Annotated in this window: 28 protein-coding genes and 1 riboswitch; of the genes, 23 read left to right on the forward strand and 5 right to left on the reverse strand. The window is 33.0% G+C overall.

The features are described 5' to 3' along the window. Positions 1–14: 14 nt before the first annotated feature. Positions 15–842 (reverse strand): exodeoxyribonuclease III, encoded by an 828-nt coding sequence (locus tag NOU10_RS04975; protein ID WP_255906213.1) that lies wholly within the window; start codon positions 840–842, stop codon positions 15–17. A gap of 93 nt (positions 843–935) precedes the next feature. Here NOU10_RS04975 and NOU10_RS04980 point away from each other — a divergent pair, with 93 nt between their 5' ends. The 5 genes from NOU10_RS04980 (at position 936) to NOU10_RS05000 (ending at position 4140) form a co-directional block, all read left to right on the forward strand. Further along, complete coding sequence (locus tag NOU10_RS04980) at positions 936–1175, forward strand: hypothetical protein (RefSeq protein ID WP_003701221.1); 240 nt, start codon at positions 936–938, stop codon at positions 1173–1175. A gap of 89 nt (positions 1176–1264) precedes the next feature. Next, positions 1265–2044 (forward strand): AzlC family ABC transporter permease, encoded by a 780-nt coding sequence (locus NOU10_RS04985; RefSeq protein ID WP_003701222.1) that lies wholly within the window; start codon positions 1265–1267, stop codon positions 2042–2044. Then, on the forward strand, positions 2044–2385 hold the full coding sequence (locus NOU10_RS04990) for an AzlD domain-containing protein (RefSeq protein ID WP_003701691.1): 342 nt from the start codon (positions 2044–2046) through the stop codon (positions 2383–2385). The genes NOU10_RS04985 and NOU10_RS04990 overlap by 1 nt, the downstream gene beginning before the upstream one ends. Positions 2386–2457: 72 nt before the next feature. Continuing rightward, on the forward strand, positions 2458–3279 hold the full coding sequence (locus NOU10_RS04995) for an alpha/beta hydrolase (RefSeq protein WP_160999511.1): 822 nt from the start codon (positions 2458–2460) through the stop codon (positions 3277–3279). A gap of 51 nt (positions 3280–3330) precedes the next feature. Further along, positions 3331–4140, forward strand: coding sequence for a hypothetical protein (locus tag NOU10_RS05000; protein ID WP_370687296.1), 810 nt, complete (start codon positions 3331–3333; stop codon positions 4138–4140). A 45-nt stretch (positions 4141–4185) separates the two neighbouring features. Here NOU10_RS05000 and NOU10_RS05005 read toward each other — a convergent pair whose 3' ends face one another. After that, a complete protein-coding gene (locus NOU10_RS05005) occupies positions 4186–4812 on the reverse strand; it encodes a phosphatase PAP2 family protein (protein ID WP_069469002.1) in 627 nt (208 codons plus the stop codon). A gap of 72 nt (positions 4813–4884) precedes the next feature. Here NOU10_RS05005 and NOU10_RS05010 point away from each other — a divergent pair, with 72 nt between their 5' ends. The 15 genes from NOU10_RS05010 to NOU10_RS05080 all read left to right on the forward strand — a co-directional run bounded on the left by NOU10_RS05010 (position 4885) and on the right by NOU10_RS05080 (position 15498). After that, positions 4885–5772 (forward strand): hypothetical protein, encoded by an 888-nt coding sequence (locus NOU10_RS05010; RefSeq protein WP_160999508.1) that lies wholly within the window; start codon positions 4885–4887, stop codon positions 5770–5772. Between the two features lie 2 nt (positions 5773–5774). After that, positions 5775–6665 (forward strand): RluA family pseudouridine synthase, encoded by an 891-nt coding sequence (locus NOU10_RS05015; protein WP_255906215.1) that lies wholly within the window; start codon positions 5775–5777, stop codon positions 6663–6665. Positions 6666–6790: 125 nt separating this feature from the next. Then, the gene (locus NOU10_RS05020) at positions 6791–7438 is read left to right on the forward strand and encodes a metal-dependent transcriptional regulator (protein ID WP_003705381.1); all 648 of its coding nucleotides are present in this window, start codon (positions 6791–6793) and stop codon (positions 7436–7438) included. Between the two features lie 147 nt (positions 7439–7585). Beyond that, positions 7586–7786: a cold-shock protein gene (locus tag NOU10_RS05025; protein ID WP_003701233.1), complete on the forward strand. Its 201-nt coding sequence runs from the start codon at positions 7586–7588 to the stop codon at positions 7784–7786. Between the two features lie 113 nt (positions 7787–7899). Next, complete coding sequence (locus NOU10_RS05030; protein WP_069469006.1) at positions 7900–8649, forward strand: threonine/serine exporter family protein; 750 nt, start codon at positions 7900–7902, stop codon at positions 8647–8649. Between the two features lie 16 nt (positions 8650–8665). Beyond that, positions 8666–9109 carry a threonine/serine exporter family protein gene (locus tag NOU10_RS05035; protein ID WP_003705378.1) on the forward strand — a complete coding sequence of 148 codons (444 nt, stop codon included), beginning with the start codon at positions 8666–8668 and terminating at the stop codon, positions 9107–9109. Between the two features lie 195 nt (positions 9110–9304). Further along, entirely contained in the window at positions 9305–10438 is a 1134-nt protein-coding gene (locus NOU10_RS05040; RefSeq protein WP_255906216.1) for an LCP family protein, read from the forward strand. Positions 10439–10537: 99 nt separating this feature from the next. Beyond that, positions 10538–11371: a Cof-type HAD-IIB family hydrolase gene (locus NOU10_RS05045; RefSeq protein WP_255906217.1), complete on the forward strand. Its 834-nt coding sequence runs from the start codon at positions 10538–10540 to the stop codon at positions 11369–11371. Between the two features lie 73 nt (positions 11372–11444). Further along, positions 11445–11768 (forward strand): thioredoxin, encoded by a 324-nt coding sequence (gene trxA / locus NOU10_RS05050; RefSeq protein WP_003705375.1) that lies wholly within the window; start codon positions 11445–11447, stop codon positions 11766–11768. A 57-nt stretch (positions 11769–11825) separates the two neighbouring features. Continuing rightward, positions 11826–12215 carry a CrcB family protein gene (locus NOU10_RS05055; protein WP_034984188.1) on the forward strand — a complete coding sequence of 130 codons (390 nt, stop codon included), beginning with the start codon at positions 11826–11828 and terminating at the stop codon, positions 12213–12215. Next, on the forward strand, positions 12212–12556 hold the full coding sequence (crcB, locus tag NOU10_RS05060; protein ID WP_255906218.1) for a fluoride efflux transporter CrcB: 345 nt from the start codon (positions 12212–12214) through the stop codon (positions 12554–12556). Before NOU10_RS05055 ends, crcB begins: the two co-directional genes overlap by 4 nt. Positions 12557–12627: 71 nt before the next feature. Next, complete coding sequence (locus NOU10_RS05065; protein WP_255906219.1) at positions 12628–13500, forward strand: DegV family protein; 873 nt, start codon at positions 12628–12630, stop codon at positions 13498–13500. A 446-nt stretch (positions 13501–13946) separates the two neighbouring features. After that, positions 13947–13991, forward strand: a riboswitch (PreQ1 riboswitch). A gap of 10 nt (positions 13992–14001) precedes the next feature. Further along, positions 14002–14499, forward strand: a complete 498-nt coding sequence (locus NOU10_RS05070) for a QueT transporter family protein (RefSeq protein WP_003701672.1) — start codon at positions 14002–14004, stop codon at positions 14497–14499. A 13-nt stretch (positions 14500–14512) separates the two neighbouring features. Then, the gene (locus tag NOU10_RS05075; RefSeq protein ID WP_003701248.1) at positions 14513–14740 is read left to right on the forward strand and encodes a DUF2829 domain-containing protein; all 228 of its coding nucleotides are present in this window, start codon (positions 14513–14515) and stop codon (positions 14738–14740) included. Then, positions 14740–15498 (forward strand): 3-oxoacyl-ACP reductase, encoded by a 759-nt coding sequence (locus NOU10_RS05080; protein WP_255906220.1) that lies wholly within the window; start codon positions 14740–14742, stop codon positions 15496–15498. The genes NOU10_RS05075 and NOU10_RS05080 overlap by 1 nt, the downstream gene beginning before the upstream one ends. A 109-nt stretch (positions 15499–15607) precedes the next feature. Here NOU10_RS05080 and nagA read toward each other — a convergent pair whose 3' ends face one another. Continuing rightward, the gene (nagA, locus tag NOU10_RS05085; protein WP_255906221.1) at positions 15608–16744 is read right to left on the reverse strand and encodes an N-acetylglucosamine-6-phosphate deacetylase; all 1137 of its coding nucleotides are present in this window, start codon (positions 16742–16744) and stop codon (positions 15608–15610) included. Positions 16745–16909: 165 nt separating this feature from the next. Here nagA and nagB point away from each other — a divergent pair, with 165 nt between their 5' ends. Further along, positions 16910–17614 (forward strand): glucosamine-6-phosphate deaminase, encoded by a 705-nt coding sequence (gene nagB, locus NOU10_RS05090; protein WP_003705368.1) that lies wholly within the window; start codon positions 16910–16912, stop codon positions 17612–17614. A gap of 87 nt (positions 17615–17701) precedes the next feature. Next, on the forward strand, positions 17702–18547 hold the full coding sequence (locus tag NOU10_RS05095; protein ID WP_255906222.1) for an alpha/beta hydrolase: 846 nt from the start codon (positions 17702–17704) through the stop codon (positions 18545–18547). A gap of 105 nt (positions 18548–18652) precedes the next feature. Here the strand turns inward: NOU10_RS05095 and NOU10_RS05100 are convergent, their stop codons facing one another. Beyond that, positions 18653–19039 (reverse strand): VOC family protein, encoded by a 387-nt coding sequence (locus NOU10_RS05100; RefSeq protein ID WP_003705365.1) that lies wholly within the window; start codon positions 19037–19039, stop codon positions 18653–18655. After that, on the reverse strand, positions 19036–20373 hold the full coding sequence (locus NOU10_RS05105) for an MATE family efflux transporter (protein WP_255906223.1): 1338 nt from the start codon (positions 20371–20373) through the stop codon (positions 19036–19038). Before NOU10_RS05105 ends, NOU10_RS05100 begins: the two co-directional genes overlap by 4 nt. Positions 20374–20650: 277 nt before the next feature. Between NOU10_RS05105 and NOU10_RS05110 the strand changes: the two genes are divergently transcribed. Further along, a complete protein-coding gene (locus tag NOU10_RS05110) occupies positions 20651–21517 on the forward strand; it encodes an ROK family protein (protein WP_255906224.1) in 867 nt (288 codons plus the stop codon). Positions 21518–21582 lie beyond the last annotated feature (65 nt).

Genomic DNA, 21582 nt, shown 5'->3' on the forward strand with positions numbered 1-21582 from the left:
CTCTCTTTTTTCGTCTAGATATTAATTTCTAACACTATTGGAGTATGATCGCGACGTTCACCAGAATCCAACATTTCAGAACGAACAATTTTATCAGCAATACGATTACTTGCTAGCCAATAATCAATTCTCCAACCAGAGTTGTTAATCTTGCTTGTACGACTTCTTTGAGCCCACCAAGAGTAAACATCCTTAACATCGCCATGAACATAGCGGAAGGTATCTGTAAAGCCCTTATTAAGCAAGTTAGTAAAGCCTGCTCTTTCTTCATCAGTGAAACCAGCAGAATGATGATTATTACCAGGATGAGCTAAGTCGATTTCCTTATGAGCAACATTGAAATCACCGCTAGAAAGAAGAGGTTTATTTTGATCCAATGAAACTAGGTAGTCAGCGTACTTTTCATCCCAAACCTGACGTTCAGCTAAACGTCTCAAACCATCGCCAGCATTAGGAGTATATACTTGAGTAACGTAAAAATTATCAAATTCAAGTGTAATGATTCTACCTTCAGAATCCATTGGTTCAGGTGCATCAATTTCAGGATAGCTGATAGTAGGATTTAAATTGTTTTTATAAAGAAACATAGTACCGGCATAACCTTTACGAGCTGGTTCTTGTGAACTTCTCCAAGCAATTTCATAATCTGGAAATTGTTCAGCTAAAATAGTTTGATGTTTTTTAGTTGGACCTGTAGCTGATAATTTTGTTTCTTGAATTGCTATTATATCTGGATTTTCAGCAATAATAGTTGCTAAGACTTCACGTGATTGTTTAGCACGAGCAGAATCACTAGTTAAAGCAGCATTCAAAGAATCGATATTCCATGAAATAAGTTTCATGATGTCACATCCTTAATTAATATATTTGACTCAATGTTACCACATTTTTCAAATTCTAAAAAAGGGGTATAATGAAAATAGGAAGTGATTAAAATGGCAAAAGCTACTAACGAAGACAAAAATATAGAAGTTAGTGAAATTGGTAAAAAATTCGTTAAAGGCACACATGTTGAATTTAAGTTTCATCGTCATACTTTTACAGGAGTAGTCGATAAACAATTACATAATTCAGCGATGATAATTTTTGACGATGAGTATAATAAATCAATTACTTATCAAGACGCTAAGGGAAAAATTATTATTAGCTATAGTAAAATGCAGATAATCAAATAAATCTGATATTAATTTTTATTTTAAAGTTTAAATAATCATGTGTTATAATTGAATTGTGAGGACTTTATTCTTAAAATGGAGGCTTATTCGTGGAAAAAACAGAAGCACGTTGGGTAGAAGTATTCAAGGTGTCTCTACCATTATGCCTAAGTTATGTGCCAATCGGTTTGGCATGCGGAATTTTATTACACGCTGCCGGTTTTAACCCGCTATTAACTTTATTGGTATCTGTATTAGTATTCTCAGGTGGAGCTCAGTTCTTGATAGCTTCTATGTTAACTACGAATACCCCAATGCAAACGATAGTTATTATGCTATTTTTCCTAGAGTTACGTTATGCGTTGTTGGGTTCAAGTTTGTCACAATATATTAAAGGAACAAGCAAGAAGTTTTTATATTTCTTTGCCGTTTCATTGAATGATGAAAATTATGCTGTAAACTACTTAAAATTCGCAACTGATAAGAGCTGGACGCCTAAAGATGCCTTAGCTGTAGAACACTGGTCCTTACTATTTTGGTCTGTAGCTAATTTTATTGGGAGTTTAGTTGGTAATTTATTACCAATGGAGAATTATCTAGATATTGTCGACTTTGCTTTAACTGCAATGTTTATTTATATGATTGTTATGCAAATTCGCAACAAACTAACAATTTTAGTTAGTTTTATTTCAGGGGTAATTGCAATTGTTGCGTTAGTTACTTTGAAGAGTACAATGGGACTAATAGTAGCTACATTGTTAGCTTCCTTTATCGGTTTTATGATTGAACATAATATCGTTAAAAAAGGTGAAGCCAAGGGCAATTTCTGGTTGAAGAAGATCAAGCCAAAGGCAAGTCGGAAAGTTATTAGTAAGTCAGGAGAAAAATGATGCAATATTCGTCAATGGACCATTTTATACTTATTATCTGTTCGATGATTGCGGCTTTCATTCCTCGATTTTTACCATTGAAATTCTTCTCAACTCGTAAGATTCCAGAATGGTTTAATGAATGGATGAAATACGTGCCAGTATCTTTGTTTACGGCACTCGTAGTCAGAGACCTTTTTGTTAATACAAAGACCTATACATTTGTAGGTTTAGAATATATGGCTAAGTTACTAGCAGCAATAATTGTTATTGTTGTGGCTTATCGCTCACGTTCCATGGGACTTTCAGTTCTTTTTGGATTGGTAGCAGTAGCAATTTTAGCCACATTTTTGACAGTTTAGAATATAAGGTTTATTAGCTATCTTAGGCATATTATCACTAAGGTGGCTTTTTGTTTTAAGGAGGATTTTATTATGCAAAAAATAACAGAAAAGATCACAGTTGCAGGTCATACAGCTGAATTAATGGGATATACAATTGAAAAGAAAAATGACTGGGGAGTACAAGATAAGCACGCTACAATTATCATTTGTCCCGGTGGGGGTTATCATTTTGTTTCAGATCGAGAAGCCGATCCAGTTGCTTTGAAATTAATAACTATGGGATATAATGCATTTGTATTAAACTATACTTGCCAAGTTAGATATCCTGTAGCCTTGGAACAATTAGCCCAAAGTGTAAAATTAGTTAGAGATAATGCTGATGAATGGAATGTTCGCGAAGATAAGATCATCATTATGGGAATGTCAGCTGGTGGACATTTGGCAGCTAGTTTAGGTGTTAAGTGGAATAGCGATGAATTGAAACAAATGGGATATAAACCAGAAGAAATTGAGCCAAATGGTTTAGTATTATCCTATCCGGTTATCACAACTAATAAAAATTTCTGGCATCAAGGTTCCTTTGAACAAATTTTAGGTAAAGATGGAATTGAAGATGAAAAAGCTTTAGCTAACCAATCACTTGAAAAGTTAGTTACTAAGGATGTACCACCAGTATTTATGTGGCATACATTTGAAGATAAGGCTGTTCCTATGGAAAATAGTTTATTATTTGTCTCAGCATTAAGAAAAGCAGGAGTATCAACAGAATATCATATCTTCCCACATGGTCCTCATGGCTTGGCATTAGCTAATGAAGAAACGGCTCGTGTAGGTCGTCCAGAAGACATTGAACCACAAGCTGCACAATGGGTAGATTTATTCCATAGTTGGATGCAAGCACTTCTTAAGTAGAATTGGTGAGTAAATGCTATACTAGACTAGAAAGAGAAATGGGGTGAGATGATGAAGCGGTGGATGTTTTGGTTAATAACAGCAATTGTAGTGGCACTTGTATTTGTTGGCTTTGGTTATACTAAAAAGCGTGAAACACAAAAGCAGTTTGATAATTTGATGTCTCAAGCAATAACCAATGCTCAAGCTGCAGAATATAAGAAAACAGAACTTAATTTGCAAGATGCTCTACGTAAGAAACCAGATGATGTAGTAGCTAAACAACGATTAGAACAAGTTAAACTCTATCAAGAAGGCTTAGCTGAGTTGAAACAAGATGATTATGAACAAGCACAGTTAACATTTAGATCAACTGCAAAAATATCTCCGTCTTTATCAATTCTAACCCAGAGAGCTAAGAAGAAAGATAAACTTTTAGAATCAGTACTAAAGCAACGTGAAAAGTATGATGATCTTTATAATAAAGCTATAAGACTTACTGAAATAGGCGCTTATAGCCAATCGAATGAAAATCTAGTTCAGATTTTAGATGGAAAAAATATTGATGAAAAGTATTATTCACAAGTAAGAAAAGATGCACGTGAATTGCAGGAAAGAAATAATAGAATTTTGGAACAAATTAGAATTCAAAATCAACAAGCTGCAATAAGAAGACAACGTGAACAACAAAGACAAGAAGAAGCTAAAAAAGCACAGAAAGCTGCTGCTAGTTCATCATCATCAGTGGAAAATCAAAATGGTGAGCCTAAGAAAAATGACGATAAAAATAATGGTCAAGATAATGTAAAAGATAGCTCGGAATCTAAGCCGGAAACAAATAATTCTGCAACTGAGCCACAGCCTAGTAATGAAAATAAGTAAAAATAAAAGCAACACCTAGAGTGCTGCTTTTAATAATTATTAGGGTTAATCACTGATTCTACGCCAGATTATAAGTGAACTTTCCCATAAAAATAGGACTAATAAAATACTGGCAATAGTATCAGTAGGATAATGTACATGTAAATATACGCGCGTTAAGGCAATAATAAGAATCCAAAGGAAACCTAAGAAGGTTAGAATTCGTCTTAACGTAACATCCTTAATTTGAGGAACAATTAAAAATACTACGAAAAAGATAAATAAAGCAGTTCCAAAGGTATGTCCACTTGGAAAGCTATAGCCACCGATTGCGACTAACTTATCACTAGGGCGTGGACGTTGAATTAAATTTTTAGCTAGTACATTGATAAGATTTCCAATTACCAAGGTGCTGGCTGACCAAATTCCAGCCTTGAAGTTATGTCTAATAAACATATAAAGACTAACGATAATTGAAAGAATTGCAGCAATTCTAGGGCCACCTAGATAAGTAATTTTTTCAACAATTCTTGTATTAGTAGGATTGGTAATTGGTAGAAGTAAGTTCTGTACAAATTTATCAAATGATGTAACAACTATACTGTTAGTTTTAACTAAAATTAATAAAATTAAAAATAAAGCTAAGTAGATAGACGCGATGAGAGGTCTATACTTATTTTGTGGAACAAACATCAAAAAACTCCTTATAAATAATATCTACTAGATTATACCATTTAAATTATTTTTAAAGAAAGGAAACTGATTATGGGGAAAGATTCATCACAAGAAATGCGAAGAACACAAGCTGAAAAAATGCTAAAGCAACCCAAGAAACTTCGTGCTAAGTGGATAAGTCGGTTATTTACTTTAATCATGGTGGCTGCTTTAAGTGTCGCAACTATGGGACTTTTGATAAAGACTACGGTTTTGAACGCAGATTTTACCAGTAAGGAATTAGCTAAAGACGAAAATATTGGGAAACTATATACTGAAGCCAATCAAACATTAGCTTCATCTGCTCAAATGTACCGAATTCCAGCAAGTTATGCGGATAGTTTAATTACTAAGAAGCAGTTTAGACAAGATGTTGAGATTGCTATTAAAAGAATTTATGACGGACAAGTTACACAAATTGTGGATACTAATACTTTAAGTAGTCAAATTCAAACAAATGTGAATAAGGAAATTGCAAGTTCAGGAGTACCCGTTGACGCTTCTGTCTTTAGTGGAGTAGTGGAGTCACTGGCTTCTGTATTAAACAATTACATCAGTCAACAAATTCCAAGTACACAGTTACAACAAGTATATGATGCTGCCAGCAATATCAGTGGTTATGTGACACTGATGATAACTGCAGGAAGTATCATTACAGTGATAATGTTGATCTTAGTATTATTATTACAGAGAAGTTTATTTGGTTGGTTGCACTATACAGGTTTAGCATTTTTGATTACAGGGATAATCTTTTGCATCATTGGATATACTAGTGTGCCTGCAGAGATATTTCCAAGTTTAATTAATCAATCAGGAATTTTGGGAAGTATTGTTGAAAACTATGCCTACGCAATTTTAAGTCAGATTGTGAATATGGGAATAATCGAATCTGTAATTGGTATAGTGGCATTATTAGTAAGTTTCTTTAGAAAGGTTTAACGATGAAATTTACGTGGAATAAAGAAAGTGACGAGAAAATGACACTCAAAAAATTTTTAAAGAATAAGGGTGTCAGTCATCGAACTTTAAGTAGTTTGAAAAAAGGAAATGGAAAAGTTTTAGTAGATGGCAAAAAAAGGTCATTATCTATTGAAGTTGGTAAAGGAAAAATAACTTTGATTTTACCACCAGAAAAATCAGATGAAGATGTCAAAATGAGTAAGGAATCGCTAGATATTATTTATGAGGATAGCAATTGGCTAGTGATAGATAAACCACCTTTACTTTCAAGTGTTCCAGGTCCTAGTAATCGTATCGATACCTTAGTTAATCGGGTTAAATTTCATCTATGGCAACAAAAATCAAAAGACTTAGTTCCGCATGTAATTACTCGTTTAGATAGAGATACAAGTGGCTTAGTTCTTGTAGCTAAGCATCGTTTTGCTCAAGGATTGATTAACAAACAGGTTGAAGAACATAGTATAGATAAAAGATACTTGGCAGTGGTCGAAGGAATTATTGCAGAAAAGCATGGCATAATAGATAAACCACTTGGACCTAGAGAAAATGGAATCGGACAAATGGTAACTGATACAGGAAAGATTGCCAAGACTGAGTACTGGGTTAGAGAATACTTAGGAGATAAAGCTACTTTAGTTGAATGTAAGCTACATACAGGTAGAACGCATCAAATAAGAGCTCACTTCAGTAGTATTAATCATGCTTTGATAGGCGATGAGTTATATGGTGGCAGATTAGATTGGGGACTAGAAAGACAGGCACTCCATGCGTATCAGTTAGCTTATGTAGATCCATTTACTCAAGAAGAGAAGTTATTTAAGAGTGAGATGCCAAAAGATTTAGAAGATTTGATAGTTAGATTGAAAAATTAAGATTTATTTTTGGTAGACCAAAATTTAATTACTATAGTGTTTGAATTCTGTTATAATTAGGTAGTAAACGTTTTACATTTATGAGTGACGAGTAATTTAAATTTGGAAAAAATAGAGGTGAGATAATGACACCTAAGAAAGAAGATTATTTAAAGATTATTTTTGAACTTGGTGGAACTAAGAAAAAAGTTTCTAACAAGCAAATAGCGATGAGTTTAAATGTTGCTGCTGGTTCTGTAACTGAAATGGTCAATAAATTAGTTAAAGAAGGTTTAGCTGCACATACGCCATATGCAGGAATATCATTAACTGATGAAGGAATTGAAGTAGCTGAAAAATTAGTTCGCCGTCATCGTCTATGGGAAACTTTTTTAGTAGAAAAATTGGATTATCAATTATCAGAAGTTCATGATGAAGCTGAAGTTTTAGAACATGTAGCTAGCGATAAGTTAATGAAAAAGCTTGATCAATTTCTTAATAGCCCACGTGAATGTCCACATGGTGGAGTTATTCCAACAGAAGCTGGGGAATATGAAGAAGAAAGTCACGAATTTTTAGCTGAAATTAAAGTTGGAGAAACGGTTGAAGTTGACAGATTTATTGATAACCATGAGTTGCTAACTTATTTAGATGATTTGGAACTTAAATTGGGAGACAAGATTGAAGTTTTAGAACATCTTCCATTTGAAGGACCAATTAAGGTTAAAAGGTTGGCTGACGGGGCTGAATTAAGCATTGGATATAAAGCTGCTCATTACATTTTCGTGAAATAATTTGGTTATTGCCAATAAGTATGTTATACTTAGAATTGTATTTTTGACTAGGTTTCATTTAGATTGTTTCAATGAAATTTCTCTATTATGTGCCACTCAGAATTACAGAATTATTATGTGCTTAGGCACAAGGAGGATTTTTCATTTATGGAACAAGGAACAGTTAAATGGTTTAACGCAGAAAAGGGCTTTGGTTTTATCACACGTGAAAATGGTGATGATGTATTTGTACATTTCACAGCTATTCAAGGTGAAGGTTACAAGACTTTAGAAGAAGGTCAACATGTAACATTTGACGTTGAAAGTAGCGATCGTGGTTTACAAGCTGCTAACGTTGTTAAAGACTAATAATTAAGTAGATAAATGATAGACTGGAAAGAAGAAATTCTTTTCAGTCTTTTTTTGCTTTAAATATCGTGATATGATTAGATAAATTTTGAAGACGGTGGGGGTTAGTTACAATGCAAGATACGCAAATGCAAGAATTAATAGATTCTGTCATGTTAGCTGGAAAAATTATGATTGAAAGTGGAGCTGATATGGCAAGAGTTGATGATACTTTAAAACGTATAGCTCGAAATGGTGGAATTAAAGAACCAAAAATTTTTGAGACTACCACCGGAATCATGATGTCAGTTCCAAATTATAAATTGGCACAGGTAGAACCAATTCAAAAAAGAACAATTGATTTAGAAAAAGTATCAAGAGTCAATGACATTTCACGTGCTTTTCAATTGAAAAAAATCACAGTTGAAGAAATGAAGGTAAAGTTGGAATTTATCGATAAAAAAGCACCATTTTTTGCTTGGACATGGCAAGTATTGGCTGCAGCAATGATAAGTTGCACTCTGATGATAATGTACAATGGTCATTGGCAAGATTTTATCACAACTGCAGTTATTGGTGGATTGGGTTATGCTTGCTATTACTTTATCAATACAACATTTAAAATAAAGTTTGTAAGTGAATTTTTAGCTTCGTTAGTAATTGGTGTTTTATCCGTATTAGCTGTTAGAAATAACTTGGGAATATCAGTAGGTATGATAATTATTGGGAGTGTTATGCCGTTAGTACCAGGAGTACCAATTACCAATTCTGTAAGAGATGTTTTAGCTGGCCATTTATTAAGTGGATTAGCTAGAGGAACAGAAGCATTATTATCAGCTAGTGCAATTGCTTTAGGGATTGCGATGGTTCTAAGATTTATGTAAGGGAGGGAAGGTTAAGGTGAATTTATTGATTAATATCTTATTCAGCTATCTTTCATCTGTAGGCTTTGGAGTACTTTTAAATATTCCTAGAAAGGCCTTAAGTGGTTGTGGAATTATTGGAGTATTAGGCTGGATGGTCTATTTATTTATTAAGCATCTTGATTTAGGTAATATGTTAGCTAATCTTTTAGCTGCATTTGCAATTGGAGTTACTGCGATTATTTTTGCACGTGTGAAAAAGATGCCTATGATTCTTTTTAATATTCCTAGCCTAGTACCATTAGTGCCAGGGGGACAATCTTATCGTGCAATTCGTTATTTTGCTTTAGGAAATAACTCTTTAGCAATTGAATATTTAGTACAAGTTGGGATGATAGCTGGAGCTATAGCGATGGGATTCTTTTTAGCTGAATTAGTAGGTCAGGTTTACTTTAAGATAAGGACTGTAAAAGAAAGTTAACGCTATTATTACATAACAGTAACAAAATGAAAACTTGAGTTAATATTTTTTAAAGAATTAAATACGTTTTAATATAAGTATTTGTTATCTAATAATTTTTTGGTAAACTGGCACTATGATTACATAATTTGAAAAAAATAATTCAAAGTATATTATTATAAGCGGATTATTTTTTCGATAATTTTGGAGGAGAAAATGCCATCACGAAGAAATGATAATTATAATGTTCGAAGTGATGAGAATGGTTATATAGATACAGAACATATGACTCGTTCCCAACGCTATCATCAACATAATAATAAACCGAAAAAAAAGGGACATAAATTACTATGGCTAGTTGTAGTTATTGTAGCAATTATTGGGGGATTTTATGCTTATAGAAAATATACTAATGCTAAACAAGCCGCTAATGCAATTTATAGTTCAACTCAAGTCGCAAAGGCCAGAAATGTTAGTGACGCTTTGAAGAAGAAAAGACCTATCTCAATTCTGTTAATGGGTACTGATACTGGAGCTTTGGGACGTAGTTTTAAAGGAAGAACAGATACAATGATACTTTGTGTCTTGAATCCTGAGGACAAGAAGATGACATTAGTATCATTACCACGTGATACTGAGGTAGCTGTTTATGGTTATGAAGATTATTTCCCAAGTAAGATAAACTCAGCATACGAATATGGTGGATCAGCAACAGCAGTTAAGACTGTACAAAAATTCTTAAATGTGCCAATTGATTTTTATGCAACTATCAATATGGGTGGACTAGAAAAATTAATTGACGCAGTTGGAGGAGTTAAAGTAGAACCAACTATTAGCTTTACCTATGGTGGGTATACCTTTAAGAAGGGTAAAGAAGTAAATATGGATGGAAAGAAAGCTTTAGCATATGTTCGCATGCGCCATGAAGATCCACTTGGGGATTATGGTAGACAAGAACGTCAACGTCAAGTATTAACTAAACTTGCATTTAAGAGTTCAGGGTTAACAAGTTTAGTTAATCAAAAGTTCCTAAGTACTATTTCTAAGCAAATGAAGACAGACTTAACATTTGATGATTTATTAACACTAGGAACTAAGTATCGTGTTGCTACACATGATATGGATTCAGACTTCTTACAAGGAACTTCTGAAATGATTAATGGAGAATCTTTCGAAGTAGCATCAACAACTGAAAAACAACGTATTACTAATAAGCTTAGAAAAGCACTAGGTTTATCTAAGGCTAAAACAGGAAATACACTTTCTAGTGATAATGATGTGAATATCAGCTCAGAAGGCAAAGATACTAATTATAGTAATGATGATAACACTTATTATGGTGGATATTAGATGATAGAAAAGAACCGGTTTAGGCTGGTTCTTTTTTCTTTGCTATAATGTGTTACAATATAAATTGAAGTTAAATTAAAACAAAGGAATGAATGATATATGTATAAATTAGTAGCGATTGATATGGACGAAACTTTATTAAATGATGACGCTGAAATTTCACCTAAAAATGTATCCGTTCTCAAAAAAGTAATTAAAGATGGAGTAAAAGTAGTTTTGAATACAGGTAGAAGTTATCTTTCTGTTCAAGAAAATTTGAAGACATTAGGAATTTATCAAACTAAAGATCAGTATGTAATCAGTTTTAACGGTGGAGCAATTGTTGAAAATAAAGATTTAAAGGTAGTACATGTTGAAGGATTGGCCTTTGATATTGTTAAACAATTGTTTGATATCAGTCTGAAATATTATCCAGAAAGTTGTATCCACGTTTATACTTTGGATGAATTATACATGTGGAATGTCAATCAAGACGAAAAAGATTACTTGCAACCACGTGGAGTAGAGTGGACTGAATTACAAGAACCTAATATTGATTTCTTAAAAGATACTCCTATTACTAAGATTATCATCAATGTTAATGATATGGATAAGAGACTTGCCTTTAATGAGATTGCACGTAAAGAAATTGGAGATAAGTTCAAGACCACATATTCTTCAGGTCGTTATATTGAATTTAATAACATTTCAACAGATAAAGGTACAGGGATGTTGAAATTAGCTGAAATGTTAGGAATTAAGCCAGAAGAAACAATTGCAATTGGTGACAATAGTAACGACTTGCCAATGATTGAAGCTGCTGGAGTTGGTGTAGCTGTTAGAAATGCTAATGAACAAGTTTTATCTAAAGCAGATTATATTTGCAAGCGAGATAATAATCATGATGCGGTTGCAGAAGCAGTGGATAAATTTGTTTATAATAAAATAGATTAAGCAGTAATTTTGTGTATAACTCCGAGATGGTGGTAAGATAAAATTACAAAGTTATATGAAATGAGGGATTTAAATGGCTAAAAACATCACTCCCAAAGATTTAGCTGATGTAACTAAGGAAGGGCTAACTTTGGTTGATTTTTGGGCAGAATGGTGCGGACCATGTAAAATGATGAATCCAGTTTTAGAAGAATTGGAAAAAGATTATCAAGGAAAAGTAAAATTTGCTAAGGTCGATGTAGATAAGTATCAAGATTTAGCGATGGAATATAAAATTATGAGTATTCCAGCGATGATCTTATTTAAAGATGGAGTGGCAAAAGAAAAAGTTGTAGGTTTCCATCCTAAAAAAGATATGGCAAATTACTTAGATGAAAAACTTGCAGAAGTAGAATAGAGATAGTTTTGCAATTCAATCAAATCTAACTTATACTATAAGGATTAATTAGTGGAGATGATTGAGGTGCAAAACGTGAAATTAGGCACTTTAATAAGTGTCTTTTTCTTTGGGATGATAGGCGGAATGTTAAGATATTTGTTAGGTCTTAAGCTAGCATCTACGGGAACTATTTTGGTTAATCTGATTGGAAGTTTTTGCTTAGCTTTCCTGACTTATTATGTGATTGAAAGGCAAAAATTACCAGCTTGGTTAAGTACAGGTCTAGGGACAGGAATGGTAGGAGCTTTCACAACTTTTTCCACATTTACAGTGGATATTTTGGGCTTGTCTACATTTACTGATGCTACCTTTTACTTGTTGATAAGTGTAGTAGGTGGTTTTCTATTAGCATATACAGGAATGATTTTAGGAATAAAATTAGGAAAAGTTGGTGATCGAAGATGATAGAAGTAGCTTTAGGAGCTGGATTAGGTGCATCTGTGCGGTATCTAATGACACAAGTATTGAAGAGCAGAACTAGAGTATTTCCTTGGGCAACTTTTATTATCAACATAACTGGAGCCCTATTATTAGGATTTTTACACAGCAAAATCACAAGTAGTCACATATTGTTATTACTAGGGACTGGATTTTTAGGTGGATATACAACTTTTTCCACATACCAAGTAGAATTAGTAACACTTATTAATAATAACAAGCAAAAAATGATGTTTATATATCTATTATTAACAGTGTTATGTGGAATACTAGCCGCATATTGTGGATCTTGGTTAGGAAAGTTATAAGACAAACAAAAAGTATGATAAAATGGAATAGTAGTGTCGTTTTTGAATAGAATAATTTAAAGGATAAATAAATGAAAGTTGCAATTTTAACTGATACTTCAGCTTGTCTGACAGTTGATAAGATAAAAGAACTTAATATTCATCAAATTGAATTGTCTATTGAATTTGAAGGTAGTAGATATCCAGAAAAAACAGGGATGACGCCTTATTTAAGAGATAAAATGTTAGACAAAAGGACTGATACTCCGGTTTTAGAACCAATATCAACGGCTTATCTAGAAGAATATTTTGAAAGTCTAGAAAAAGAAGGTTATGATGAGTTCTTGTATATTTCTTTAGCTAACGGAATCAGTAGCTTACCTAAAGTTGTATTATCATATGCTAAAGCTTCGGATAGAAAGATAACTGTATTTGATTCTTACTCTAGTGGAGCCTTACAAGGACAAATGGTTGAGTTGGCTGGTGAAATGCTTTTATCCGGAAAAACAGTTAGTCAAGTTGTAGATCAACTTATTAATTTAAGAAATAATAATCGCACTTATATGCTTATTTCTGATATCTATCAACTAATGAAGACGGGATATGTATCGAACGGTGTAAATTCAATGTCGAATCTATTTTTGCGTCCATTAACAATGATGAAATTTAATGAGAACGGAAAATTAGCGATGGTAAATACACACTATCGAGAGAAGAAAGCCTATAGTGAGGTATTAGAGCTAATTATTTCTCAGTATCATAGTATGAATGATCAGATGCGGATTACCCTAATGGGCGATGAGAATAATAGTCAATTTGACGGATTATGTGAATTGTTACAAGAAAATTTTCCAACTGCTAAAATTGAAAAAGATGAGCTTCCAATATCTTTAGCTATTTATACAGGAAAGAAAAGTATTGGGATAAGTTTTGGTTTAGATTGGAAAACTGTTATATCTGAATAACTCTTAAGAAACATTAAAACTCCTAAGTTTTAGTGTTTTTTTGTTGAAATTAAATTGCAAAAGATATAGAATAGCTAAAATCAAGTAATGGATAAGTAAATTTATTAAGTATTTAATAAAAGTTATGAAAACGGTATAGAAATATTTGAACATTGCTTGTGAAAGTGTTATCATATTGATTGTAGATAGCATTACTAAATTTTTAGGAGGTGAAGCATATGAAGTGGTATTTAGTTGAAACTGTTAAAGATGGTCACGTAACTAATACAATTGTAAAGGCTTCCTCTGTTCAAGAAGCTGAAGAAAAGTCAAATGAATAATTGGAGCCTAGAACGTTGCAAAAAATAAAATTAACCCATAAGAAAAAGCGACTGCGAGAATTTAAATAGTTCTTGTGGTCGCTTTTGTTATTCAAAAAAGTTTGTTATACTGTATTTCGTGGCTTTTCCACACTGGTTCGTAAACATCCCAGTTAAAAAAACTAGAAAGCAGGTAATTTATATGGTTGATACACAATCACACGAAAAACTTATTGCGGTGATTAAAGGTGCTTTAGTGGCAGCTTTATATGCAGCAGTAACACTAGGTTTAGCTCCTTTAAGTTTTGGAGCAATTCAATTCAGACTATCAGAAGTATTTAATAACTTGGTAGTCTTCAATAAACGTTATATATGGGCATTGACAATTGGATGTGCAATTGCAAATCTTTGGTCTCCAATGGGAATCGTTGATGTCATTTTTGGTTCATTAGGAACATTAGTTATGACGGGTCTAAGTTATTTATTAAGTAAACATGTAAAATCAGTCCCATTAAAGCTCTTAATTACAGTTATAATTTGTACTGTTATGACATGGAGTGTAGCATTGGAATTATATTATGTAAGTAAGCTACCATTTTGGCCAACATATTTCACTGTAGCAATCGGTGAATTTGGTTCAATGTTAATTGGTGCAATTTTAATGTGGATTTTAAGTAAACGTATTGATTTAACTAGATAAGCGAGGGAAGATTATGACTTTTGAAGAAGTATTACCAGAATTAAAAAAAGGTAAAAAAGCTGTTCGTACTGAAGGTTGGGGTGGCTCTGAGGAATACATTTTCGTAGTTGATAATGATACTCTTAATGGAGAAAAAGTTAACCCATATTTGATGATTAGAACAAAAGAAGAACCAGCTTTATCACAATTTATGCCAACTTCTTGCGATGTATTAGCTGATGATTGGAAGATTGTAGAATAATGAACCTTTATCCAGAATTTGAAGGGAAAGTAGTTGTTATGACAGGTGTCAGCTCTGGAATAGGACTAGAACAAACTAAAGCATTTTTACAAGCAGGAGCAATAATTTATGGAGCTGATATTAAAGAAAGTGTAGAAATTAAGGAAGTAGAGCAAAAATTTCCGACTTTAAGTTTTCAACAAGTGGATATAAGAAAGAAAAAAGATATTCACATGTGGACAAGAAAAATAAAAAAAGAATTATCAACTGTAGATATTTTATTAAATACAGCTGGTATTCTAGATAATTATGCACCAACTTTAGATACTAGTGAAGAACAATGGGACAATATTTTTAATACTAATTTAAAAAGTATGTTCTTGTTGACTAATGAAATTTTACCAATAATGTTGAAACAGAAACATGGAGTTATTGTAAATATGGCTTCTATTGCAGGATTGGTTGCTGGTGGTGGTGGAGCAGCTTATACAGCGGCAAAGCATGGAATTATTGGATACACTAAACAATTAGCTTATGATTACGCTGATAAGGGAATTCGAGTTAATTGTATAGCTCCAGGAGCAATTAATACACCGATGAATGCGGCTGATTTTGCTGGAGATGGGGCGATGGCTAAAGAAGTAGCCAGACTCACACCAGCTAAACGATGGGCAAAACCTAAAGAAGTAGCAGAAATGACACTTTACTTGGCAAGTCCAAGAGCTGATTATGTTCACGGAACTGTTTTTACAATTGACGGTGGATGGACAGTTAAATAGATTTGAAAAGATAGTAATTGATCATGCATCGATTGCTATCTTTTTATTAATGATTAGAAAAATCCTTACTAATTTACAATTAAAGTAATTTAGTAGGGATTTTAGTTAACTATTTTTCAAATAAACGACCAAAACTAAATGTTTTAACAACATTTAAATCAGAATCAAGAATGTTTAGGTCAGCATCTTTACCAACTTCAATAGCACCTTTTTGAGTTAATCCAAATTCACGAGCTTGGTTAACAGAAGACATTTTCACAGCATCTTCAATACCGCAACCAGTAAATTTCATAATATTCTTAAAGGCATCTTGGTATTGTAATACAGAGCCAGCCAAATTACCAGATTCTAGACGAGCTTGCTTATCTTTAACGATAACTTTTTGACCACCTAATTCTGAAACTCCTTCAGGCATACCTTTTGCACGCATAGAGTCAGTAACTAATTCAATTTTATCTGGTCCTTTTAGGTCATAAGCTAGTTTAATCATATCTGGGAAGACATGGAATCCATCAGCGATGATTTCGCAGTACATATTTCCTTCGAGAAGAGCATGACCAGTAACACCTGGTTCGCGATGCTTCAATTCACGTTGAGCGTTGTATAGATGAGTAACGTGACTAGCAAGTGAGTTTTTCATTTGAGCACGTGTAGCATTACTATGACCTACAGATAATACGATGTTGTGTTCAATACAATATTTTTCAAATTCAGTAGTATTTTCATTTTCAGGAGCATAAGTAACTAATTTAATCATGCCACCAGATAGTTCATTCCAATGAGCGAAAGCATCGATATCAGGAGATTCGATATATTCTTCTGGTTGAGCTCCTTTGAAAATAGGTGAAACAAAAGGTCCTTCAAGATGAATACCTTGAATAACTGGATTTTTTGCAGCGGCTTCTTTAATACCAACCATCGCATGCGCAATATTTTCATGAGATTGAGTCATAGTTGTAGCGAAATATGTAGTAATACCTTCATGGACCATATCATTAACCATTTCATCAATTTGGTTAGCATCGCCATCCATGGAATCGAAGCTATAACCACCATGGCTATGAACGTCGATAAAGCCAGGAACTACAACTTGTCCTTCCAAATCAATAATTTTATCATCAGATACTTGGGCTTTATATTCAGACATTGGTCCAACATTGATAATTTGTTTATCAAATCGTAAATATCCATCTACAATTTTTTCGGAACCAGTATAGATAAGTCCATGTTTTAAAACTGTACTCATATATTTGACCACCTTTATTTTAAATAATAGCGATAAACTCGCACTTCTATTAACTTAAGTAACAACTTAATAATAAATGGTATAGACCATGAATGCAAGAGTTTACAAAAAGAAATATTAGTTGTATAATTGGTATAGACCAAAACGAAAGAAGGAGTATTTATTATGAAAATAATCAAAGTTAAAGATCAAGTAGAAGGCGGAAAAGAAGCATTAAAAGTATTTAAAGAAGCTTTAGATAATGGAGTCAAAGTATTCGGCTTAGCTACAGGTAGTACTCCAGAAACAACATACGATGAATTAGTAAAAAGTGATATTGATTTTTCTAATAGTATTTCTGTAAATTTAGATGAATATGTGGGATTAAAGCCAGAAGATGAACAAAGTTACGCTTATTTTATGAAGGAACATTTATTCAATGCTAAGCCATTTGCAAAATCATTTTTACCAAATGGAATGGCTGAAGATGCTGATCAAGAATGTGAGCGCTATGATAAGTTGTTAGAAGAATATCATGTTGGATTACAACTTTTAGGAATTGGACGTAATGGTCATATTGGTTTTAATGAACCAGGGTCATCATTTGATGGTAAGACTCATAAAGTGGCATTGACACAATCAACTATTAATGCAAATTCACGTTTCTTTGACAATGAAGAAGATGTTCCAAAATACGCATATTCAATGGGAATTGGAACAATAATGAAATCTGACACAATTTTATTAGAAGCATTTGGCAAGAATAAAGCTGAAGCAGTTAAGGCGATGATTGAAGGACCAGTAACACCTGAAGTTCCAGCAAGTGTACTACAAAATCATCCTGATGTTGTAGTAATTATTGATGAAGAAGCAGCTTCATTGTTGAAATAACAATTAGAGAGTACATGGAATTTCCATGTGCTTTTTTCTTACCTTGAAGTAAGCTCTAAGCTTTATAATAGGCTTTGAGGTGGTATAGTGTTACGAAAAAATAAATCTGCATGGTTAGTCTTACTAGCTGTTTTATTAATAGTATTTTGTGGAGTAAGACTTCATCGAGTACAAGCTGCTCAGAAAAATTATATTAATTCAAATGTTCCTACTTTATTCTTTCATGGTTGGGGGAGTAGTTATCGTGCGGAACGACAAATGGCAAATTATGCTAAAAATAAAGGTGTAACTAATACAATCATCAGAGCTGATATTTCGACTAAGGGTGAAGTTGAATTAATAGGAAATATGAAAAAGAATGCAAGAAATCCAATTGTCGAAGTGAATTATCAAGATAACAAGAACGCAAATTATAACGAAGATGCTAAATGGATGAAAAATGTAGTGGTAGCCTTACAAAAGAAATATGGCATAAAAAAGTTTAATGTAGTAGGACATTCAATGGGAAATATGTCAATTATGTTTTACTTGCTGAATTACGGTGGAGATAAGAGGTTACCTCAAATTCAAAAGCAAGTAGATATTGCTGGTCATTTTAATGGTATTTTAGGAATGGATGACAAATTAGGTGAAAGTAAATTAGATAAAAATGGTAAGCCAAATATCTTTAGACAGAGTTATAAGAAATTATTGGCAATTAGAGATAGTTATCCTAAGAATCAAATTGATGTCCTAAACATCTATGGCGACGTAGGTGATAAGTCAGATGGAAGGGTAAGCAATAATTCATCAAAATCTTTAAAATACTTATTAAATAGTCGTGAGAAGTCATATCAAGAATTAAAAATAAGTGGAAAATATGGACAACATAGCAAATTGCATGAAAGCAAAGAGGTTGATAAAGCATTAGTAAGTTTCTTATGGGCTAAATAGGATTTGCATAAATTAGGAAATTGGTCCTGTGTCTAGAATTGACAATTGTATAAAAAATAAAATCTCAAACTGGTATCTAAAATATCAGCTTGAGATTTTTTTAGGTTATTTATAAGTTGAGACTTCAATCAGATTTTGATCATAATCACGTAGATAAATCGATGTCATTTCGCCTTCAGATCCCATTTTTGTCACAGGACCAGCAACAATATTTACAAAATAACTCTTAAGATGATTTTCAATGTCAGACATTTTATCTCCAGAGACGATACAAATATCAGCTGCACCAATTGTTTGATTATTAGCATGCAAGTCACTATTTTTATCAGCTTTGCGTAGACGAATAAGTTGATGACCACAACGAAGTGTAATTACATCTTCAGTGGTTTGATCCTTAATGACTGGCATATCAAATACTTCATGATAGAAGCGTTCAGCCTGAGCTAAATCTGATACTGTTAATACGATGTGATCTAAACGTTTGATTTTCACAATAAAGATTCCTTTCTTATTTGCATAGTAGAAATTTTTTTATTAGTCAGATATATACCTAAGCTTGCTACGATAAATTCAGTAAATGGAACACTTGCCCAGACACCAGCTATGCCACCAAAGTAAGCAAAAATAATAATTGATGGTAATAGGATGACGTATCCACGTAAAATCGACAAGAAAAAGGCACCTCTAGCATCGTTGATAGCTGCTAAAAATAGCATTAAAACAAGGTTTAGACAACTAAAAAAGATACTAATAAAGTAAATAGGAATACCTTTAACTGCATAAGCAACAAGTTGAGCTTCGTGTTCAGCGTTGAAAATATCGACAATAGGAGCTTTAAAAATAAGAAGTAAGAAATAACTGATTATAGCTATTGAAAAAGTAACAAGCAATCCAATTTTTAAAGCAATTTTTACGTTTTGGTATAAGTGTTTACCATACTCGCGACTGGCAATAGGTTGTACCCCTAAGGCAACACCGTTGAAGATTGCTAAGAAAACAATCCCAATATTAGCAATAACTCCATAAGCAGCAATCGCATAATTCCCACCTAACTTTAGAAGTACTAAGTTGAAAACAAAAATGCTAACTCCAGTACTCATTTCATTCAAGAAAGATGGAATACCTAATCGAGCAGCTTTTAGGACCGTTTTGAGATGGACTTTGGTTTTAAAAAGTTTTAATTGTCGTTGTGCAAAATGGCGATGACTACTTAAAACCGTCAGACTAGTTAAAGGAGAAAAAATAGTTGCTAAAGCAGCACCTTCCATTTTTAAATTTAACTCAAAAATTAAAAGCCAATCCATGAATATTACGAAAGCTGTTTGTGTTAAAGCAGCCCGCATTGTTAGTGAGGGGTTGCCATCATTTCTAACAAAGTTAATAGTAACATAATTTGCCATAAACAATGGAGCACCACAGGAAACAATACGAAAATAAGTGGTTGCCATATTGATGGTTTGTTGATTAGCACCCATTAAAGTCAAAATTTGATGAGGAAAAAGATTTCCAATTATTGCAAAGAGAATTCCTAGTCCCACACAAAAAATGATGAGTTCACTGTAAAGTCCTTCAATTCTTTCAGGGTGACGAACTTTATTTAAAGAAAAAATAGCGGCACCACCAACACCTAAAAGTAACCCTAAAGAGTTAAAAAGATTGAAAACTGGCAATACAATATTTAAAGTTGCAAGACCAATTGAACCAGCTGCAAGAGCTATAAATAAAGTATCAACCAAAACGTATAATGATATTCCTAAAGATGCGAAGATATTTTTCACGATATAACCGGAAACTTCACGTCTTACTGAATAAACAGTATTTTGCATAATTACCCTCCGTATAAGCGAACCTATGCAGAAAATCTGCCGCCTGTCAGTTCACTTGTAGTTTAGATATTGTGGCAAAACCCGGCGATTTTGCATCCTTATTTCAAAAAAGTATTATAGCACATTATTAGAATAATGAAGGTAATTATCTACTTGAAAATAATTTATATCATATGTCAAACGTTTAGCATATTTTTCTTTACCTTTTAAATGATATGTTATAAAATAATAATTGTTATAGAGGAAAACGTTTACCAATTAATAGAGGTGAGATAAATTGACTAAATTATACGGAGCAATTGAAGCCGGTGGAACAAAGTTTGTTTGTGCAGTGGCCGATGAAAATTTAAATATAGTAGAAAGGGTATCAATTCCTACAACAGTACCAGAAGAAACAATGAGCGATGTCTTCAAGTTCTTTGAAAAGCATGAAGTTCAAGCCATTGGAATTGCTTCTTTTGGACCAATTGATGTTAATCGCAAATCTAGTACATATGGTTATATAACTAATACACCTAAGCCAGGCTGGAAGAACTATGATTTCTTAGGTGAAATGAAGAAGAGATTTGACGTACCTTATGCATGGACAACTGATGTTAACGGAGCTGCTTACGGTGAATTGAAAAAAGGTGCAGCTTTAGGTAAAGATAGTTGTGTTTACTTAACTGTTGGAACAGGAATCGGTGGCGGTGTTGTTATCAATGGTAAAGTTATCGAAGGATATGGACATCCAGAAATTGGTCATATCATTATGCGTCGTCATCCTGATGACAAATATGAAGGAAAGTGTCCATTCCATCATGACTGTTTAGAAGGTTTAGCTGCTGGTCCTGCAATTGAAGTAAGACAAGGTGGCGTTAAAGCTTATGATATTCCTAAAGATGATAAGGCTTGGAAAATTGTAGCATATTACTTAGCACAAGCATGTGTAGATTTAACTTTAACTTTATCACCAGAAAAAATTATTTTTGGCGGTGGGGTTTCTAAGCAAGAACAATTATTCCCAATGATAAGAGAATCATTTAAAAAGCAAATGAATGACTATGTTCCAACACCTGATTTAGATGACTATATCGTTCATGTAAAATTAGGCGATGATGCTGGAATTACAGGTTGTTTCTTACTAGCAATGGAAGCAGAATAATTATTTTTTAAATGGTGTGTCTATTATAGGCATGCCATTTTTTTATTGGAATTTTTTAAGAAATG

Origin of the sequence: Ligilactobacillus sp. MP3 (assembly GCF_024436335.1) — a bacterium.
GTDB classification, from domain to species: Bacteria; Bacillota; Bacilli; order Lactobacillales; family Lactobacillaceae; genus Ligilactobacillus; species Ligilactobacillus salivarius.